General features: G+C 71.3%; 3 protein-coding genes. All 3 read left to right on the forward strand.

Annotated elements, in window-relative coordinates; all coding sequences use genetic code 11:
* Positions 1–2,706 (forward strand): DUF4159 domain-containing protein (locus CH341_RS26465; protein WP_111421954.1); only part of this gene is annotated, 2,706 nt, incomplete at its 5' end.
* A 148-nt stretch (positions 2,707–2,854) separates the two neighbouring features.
* Positions 2,855–4,927, forward strand: coding sequence for a hypothetical protein (locus tag CH341_RS26470; protein ID WP_111421955.1), 2,073 nt, complete (start codon positions 2,855–2,857; stop codon positions 4,925–4,927).
* A gap of 128 nt (positions 4,928–5,055) precedes the next feature.
* Positions 5,056–6,336 (forward strand): LeuA family protein, encoded by a 1,281-nt coding sequence (locus CH341_RS26475; RefSeq protein ID WP_111421956.1) that lies wholly within the window; start codon positions 5,056–5,058, stop codon positions 6,334–6,336.
* The last annotated feature ends 136 nt before the right edge of the window (positions 6,337–6,472 follow it).

Here is a 6,472-nt window from a genome sequence, read left to right on the forward strand (position 1 = left end):
CCGCGGCGGATCGACTTTCCGCCGACCCGCCTGTTGCTCGACATCGCTCCGAAGGAGGAGACGCCGGCCCGCACGCCGTGGTGGCTGACGCTGCTCCGCCTGACGCTCGCGGCCCTGGTGATCCTGGCGGCCGCCGGCCCGATGTGGAATCCGCCGGTGTCGACCGCGACGGCCCAGGCGCCGCTCGTCGTGCTGATCGACGACGGCTGGTCGTCGGCGTCGAGCTTCGACGCGCGATTGCGGACCGCGACGGACCTCGTGGCGCGCGCCCAGGCGGATGGCCGCGGCGTCGCGCTGGTACCGCTCTCCGAGCCGACCCGCGATCTCTCCTTCGAAACGCCGGATGCCGCTGCGGCGAGGCTGCGCACCCTCCGGCCGAAGCCGCATGCCGTCGAGCGCGCCGACACGCTGCCGGCGATCGGACGCCTGCTCGCCGGCACGCCGGAGGCCGAGATCGTCTGGCTGTCCGACTCGGTCGATCTCGGCCGCGGCGGCGAGTTCGTCTCCGGCCTGGCCAAGCTGGTGGAGGGCCGCGCCCTCACCGTGGTGGCGGGCGGTGTGCGCCCGGCGCTGGCGCTCGCCGCGGCCGACAACGCTGCCGGCGGCCTCGCCGTGAAGGTGCTGCGCGCCGATGCCGACGGGACCAGCGCCGGCACGGTGCGGGCGCTCGACCTGCGCGGCCTGCCGCTCGGCGAGGCCACCTTTTCGTTCGCTGGGGGCGCGCGCGAGACCGAGGCCAAGTTCGAGCTTCCCGTCGAGATCCGCAACGACATCGCGCGTCTGGAGATCGTCGGCGAGGCCTCGGCCGGTGCCGTGCAGCTGCTCGACAAGCGCTGGCGCCGCCGTACCGTCGGCGTCGTCACCGGCTCGACAGCCGAGACGGCGCAGCCGCTGCTCGCCTCGACCTTCTATCTGTCCCGTGCGCTCGGCCCGTTCGCCGACGCCCGCATCGCCGAGCGCGGCTCGCCGGCCGAGGCGGTGACGCAGTTCATCGACCAGCGCCTGCCCATGATGGTGCTGGCCGATGTCGGCAACGTCGCCGGAGAGGCGCGTGAGAAGCTGTCGCGCTGGGTCGAGGATGGCGGCGTGCTGGTGCGCTTCGCCGGCCCGCGCCTCGCGGCGGCCGACGACGATCTCGTGCCGGTGCGGCTGCGCCGTGGCGGCCGGGTGCTCGGGGGCAGCCTGAGCTGGGAGCAGCCGCAACGTCTCGCCAGCTTCTCGCACGAGGGGCCGTTCGTCGGCCTCCCGGTGCCCGAGGACGTCACGATCACCCGCCAGGTGCTGGCCGAGCCGGACTCGAGCCTGGTGGATCACACCTGGGCGGCGCTCGCCGACGGCACGCCGCTCGTCACAGCCGCCAAGCGCGGCAAGGGGATGGTGGTGCTGTTCCACGTCACGGCCGACACCCGCTGGTCCGACCTGCCGCTGTCCGGCGCCTTCGTCGAGATGCTCCGCCGCATCGTCGGCCTGTCGGGGGCGGCCGTCGATCCGGACTCGACCGCTCAGGCCGCCGGCGGCGAGACGGTGGCGCCGACCCGCCTGCTCGACGGATACGGCGTGTTCGGCCCGCCGCCTCCGACGGCCCGCCCGGTCGCGGCCGGCTACACGGGTCGCGCCACCGCCGACAATCCGCCCGGCTTCTACGGCCCGCCCGAAGGGCTCGTCGCCGTCAACACGCTGATCGCGGCCGATCGGCCGAAGGCGCTCGACTTCGCCCCGCTCGGCGGCCGTGTGGAACCATACCGCGCGACCGAGCCGCAGGACTTGCGCGGGCCGGTCTTCCTCGGCGCCATCGCGCTCGCTTTTCTCGATGCGGTGGTGGTGTTCTGGCTCGCCGGCGGTCTGGCGCGTCTCACCGGCTGGCGCCGCGCCCCGGCCGCGCTGCTGCTCGGCGTTGGTCTCGCACTCGCCGCGACGCCGTCGCCGCTGCGCGCCGATCCGGCCGCCGACGCCTTCGCGGCCAAGGCGACGTCGGGTACGCGGCTCGCCTTTGTCACGACCGGCAATGCCGAGGTCGACGCGATCAGCAAGTCGGGCCTGCAGAGCCTCACCGTGTTTCTCGGCCAGCGCACCGCGCTCGAGGCCGGCGAACCGCTCGCGCTCGACATCTCCCGCGACGAGCTCGCCTTCTTTCCGGTGATCTACTGGCCGATCGTGCCCGACGCGCCGAAGCCGTCGGCCCAGGCGCTCGCCCGCGTCGACGCCTACATGAAGCAGGGCGGCACCATCCTGTTCGACACCCGCGACGCGGTGGAGGCGGCGCCCGGCTCGGAGATGCGCAGCCCCGGAATGGTGGCGCTGCGCGGCATCCTCTCGTCGCTCGACATTCCGGAGCTGGAGCCGATCCCGAAGGAGCACGTGCTGACCAAGACCTTCTTCCTGCTGCGCGACTTCCCGGGCCGCTTCACGGCCGGGCGGCTGTGGGTCGAGGCGATGCCGGCGTCCGATCCGGACGGGGCGGAGGAGCGGCGCCCGGCGCGCGCCGGCGACGGCGTCTCGTCGATCCTGATCACGTCGAACGATCTCGCCGGCGCCTGGGCGACCCGGCCCGACGGCCAGGCCCTGCTGCCGCTGGTGCCGGGCGAGCCGCGCCAGCGCGAGCACGCCTTCCGGGCCGGCGTGAACATCGTGATGTATGCCCTGACCGGCAACTACAAGGCCGACCAGGTCCACGTCCCGGCGCTGCTCGAGCGGCTCGGACAATGAGGCAGGAGTTTGCGAGGTGCTGGTCATTCCGGGACGGCGCGGAGCGCCGGACCCGGAATCCAGCGACACGCTCCGAATTCGCGGCTGGATTCCGGGTTCGCGCCTGCGGCGCGCCCCGGAATGACGGTCTCACAACACCGGATACCGCATGAATTTCGGCATCTCGTTCGCGCCGCTGGTTCCTGATTACGTCGTGTGGGCCGTCGCGGCCGCCGCCGCCGTGATCGCGCTGCTGCTGGTCGTCGCCCGGATGCGCGGCGCCTGGATCAGGACGCTGGCGCTGGCGCTCCTGGTGCTGGCATTGGCGAATCCGTCGTTCACCCGCGAGGACCGCGAGCCGCTGTCCTCGGTCGCCGTCATGGTGGTCGACAAGAGCGCCAGCCAGGGCTTCGGCGACCGCGCCGCGCAGGCCGAGGCGGCGCGTGCGGCGCTCACCGACCGGCTGCAGCGCATTCCGGGGCTCGAGCTGCGGACCGTCGAGGCCGGCCAGTCCGACGGCGAGAGCGACGGCACGCGCCTGTTCACGGCGCTCGGCGCGGCGCTGGCCGACGTGCCGCCCGAGCGTGTCGCCGGGGCCATCATGCTGACCGACGGCCGGGTCCACGACGTGCCGGCCGATGCGGCCGCGCTCGGATTCTCGGCTCCCGTGCACGCGCTCGTCACCGGCCACCCGGGCGAGCGCGATCGCCGCGTCGTGCTCACCTCGGCGCCGCGCTTCGGCATCGTCGGACAGCAGCAGACCGTGACGTTCCGGGTCGAGGACACCGGCGCACCGCGCAGCTCCGCGCAGGTCCGCATCAGCCGCGACGGCGAGACGGTCGACCGCCGCCTGGTGATGTCGGGCGACCAGGTGCGCGTGCAGGTGCCGATCCCGCATCCGGGCCAGAACATCGTCGAGATCGAGGCGTCGCCGATCGAGGGCGAGCTGACCCCGCTCAACAATCGCGCCGTGGTCTCGATCGACGGCGTGCGCGACAAGCTGCGCGTTCTGCTCGTCTCCGGCGAGCCGCATGCCGGCGAGCGGACCTGGCGCAATCTGCTCAAGTCCGACGCCAACGTGGATCTGGTCCACTTCACCATCCTGCGCCCGCCGGAGAAGCAGGACGGCACGCCGATCAACGAGCTGTCGCTGATCGCGTTTCCGACCCGCGAGCTGTTCCAGCAGAAGATCAACGAGTTCCAGCTCATCATCTTCGACCGCTACGCCCGTCAGGGCGTGCTGCCGATCATCTATTTCGACAACATCGCCCGCTACGTGCGCGACGGCGGCGCCGTGCTGGTCGCGGCCGGTCCCGACTATGCGAGCCAGACCTCGCTGTGGCGCACGCCGCTCGAATCGATCCTGCCGGCCGAGCCGAACGGCAACGTCACCGAGCAGGCGTTTCGCGCAGCGCTCACCGATGTCGGCAAGCGGCACCCGGTCACCCGCACGCTCGAAGGCGCCAATGCCGAGCCGCCGCACTGGAGCCGCTGGTTCCGCATCGTCGACGCCCGCCCGACCGAGGGCATGACGGTGATGAAGGGCCCCGACGACAAGCCGCTGCTGGTGCTCTCCCGCGAGGGCGAGGGCCGCGTCGCACTGCTGCTGTCCGATCACATCTGGCTGTGGGCGCGCGGCTACGAAGGCGGCGGCCCGCATATCGACCTGCTGCGCCGGCTGTCGCACTGGCTGATGAAGCAGCCCGACCTCGAGGAGGAGGCCCTGCGTCTGTTCGCCCGCGGCCGCGAGATCGTGGTGCAGCGCCAGACCATGGCCGAGACGGCCGCACCCGTGACGCTGACCGCGCCGTCCGGCGCCACCCGCACGCTGGAGCTCGATCCGGCCGATGCGGGCGTCTGGCGCAAGAGCATGGAGGCGAGCGAGCTCGGCCTGTGGCGGGCCACCGACGGCAAGCTGACCGCGCTCGTCAATGTCGGCCCGGCCAATCCGCGCGAGTTCGCCGAGGTGACCTCGACGACCGAGGTGATCGGCCCGCTCGCCGATGCCACCGGCGGTGGCGCCCGCCGGCTCGCCACCCGCGCCGGCCCCGACATCGACGTGCCCCGCGTGGTTCCGGTGCGCTCCTCCGAGACCTTCAAGGGCGATGCCTGGATCGGCCTGAAGATGCGCGAGGCCAGCGTCGTGCGCGGCGTCGGCGTATTGCCGATGTTCGCCGGCCTCTTGGGACTTCTGCTGCTGGTCGGCAGCCTCGCGTTGACCTGGGCCCGCGAGGGGCGGTAGCTCGTTCTTCCTGTCGCAACACCGGACTGCGATGCAAGCGGTCCGGATGGACGCGACCCGCCCCTGCGCGTTAAACACGGGCCTCCCCCCGCGAGCCATCGCGGCATCCGCGACGACAAGGTGATCAGATGAGCGAACCTCACATCCGCGACAACGAGTGGTGGGTCAGTCCCTACAACAACGCCCCCGAGGTCGTCGCAGCGCGAAAACTGCCCGCGAAGGTCGAGATTCACGACGCCACGTTGCGCGACGGCGAGCAGACGCCGGGCATCGTCATGGACGTCGCCGACAAGGTGGCGATCGCCGAGAAGCTGGCCGAGGTCGGGGTCGAGCGCATCGAGGCCGGCATGCCGGCCGTCTCCGACATGGACTACCAGGCCATCAAGGAGATCTCTCGCCTCGGGCTGAAGTCCAAGATCTTCTCGTTCGCCCGCGCCGTCACGGCCGACATCGACAAGGCGGTCGACTGCGGCTGCCACGGCGTCATCATCGAGATCCCGATCGGCTATCCGAAGCTGAAATACCAGTTCAAGTGGACCTGGGAGGACGTGCTCCGCAAGAGCGTCGAGGTGGTGAACTACGCGAAGAAGCGCGGGCTCTACACGGTCTATTTCCCCTACGACACGACGCGGGCCCGGCCCGACGACTTCGAGAATCTGCTCACCCGGCTGATGCAGGACGCGCCGCCCGATTCGATCGGCATCGTCGACACCATGGGCTGCGCGCTGCCCGAGGCGATCAAGTACATGGTGCGCTGGGTGACGCGTCTCACCCACCTGCCGGTCGAGGTGCACACGCACAACGACTTCGGCATGGCGGTGGCGACCGAGCTGGCCGGCGTCGAGGCCGGTGCGAGCTGCATCCATTCCTGCGCCAACGGGCTGGGCGAGCGCACCGGCAACGCCGCGCTCGAGGAGCTGATGGTCGCGCTGCACGTGCTGTACGGCTACGACAAGCAGTACCGGCTCGACAAGCTGCCCGAGCTCGGCGCCCTGGTGAGCCGCATCAGCGGCGTGCCGATCGCCGCCAACAAGCCGATCCTCGGCTCCAAGAACTTCACCCGCGAATCCGGCATCGGCGTGGACCTCGTGGTGCGCGAGCCGCTCGCCATGTTCGGGACGCATCCGGCGCTGACCGGGCGGGCCGGCGACGTCGTGCTCGGCAAGAAGAGCGGCAAGGCGTCGATCACCTACACGCTGGAGCGGCTCGGTCTGCCGATCCCCGACGACGCGGCCGTCAACGAGATGCTCAAGCAGGTCAAGGACCAGGGCATCGCCAAGCGCGGCCTCGTCACCGACGAGGAATTCCTGAAGATCGCCGAGAGCATCATGCAGGCGCGCTTCCCCAAGCTCAATGGCAAGAGCCCGACCGCGGCGATGCCGCTGCTCTACGTCTCCAAGGCGCTCTGACCGGACACATCCACCCACATCACTTCCGCATTCTCACCGGACCAGACGACTCATGACCGACGCAATCGATTTCGTCGCGCGCGACACGCGCGTCCAGCGCCTCGACCGCGCGTTCCGGTGGCCCGGCGGCCGCCGG

It is taken from the genome of Rhodoplanes roseus, assembly GCF_003258865.1.
GTDB lineage: Bacteria > Pseudomonadota > Alphaproteobacteria > Rhizobiales > Xanthobacteraceae > Rhodoplanes > Rhodoplanes roseus.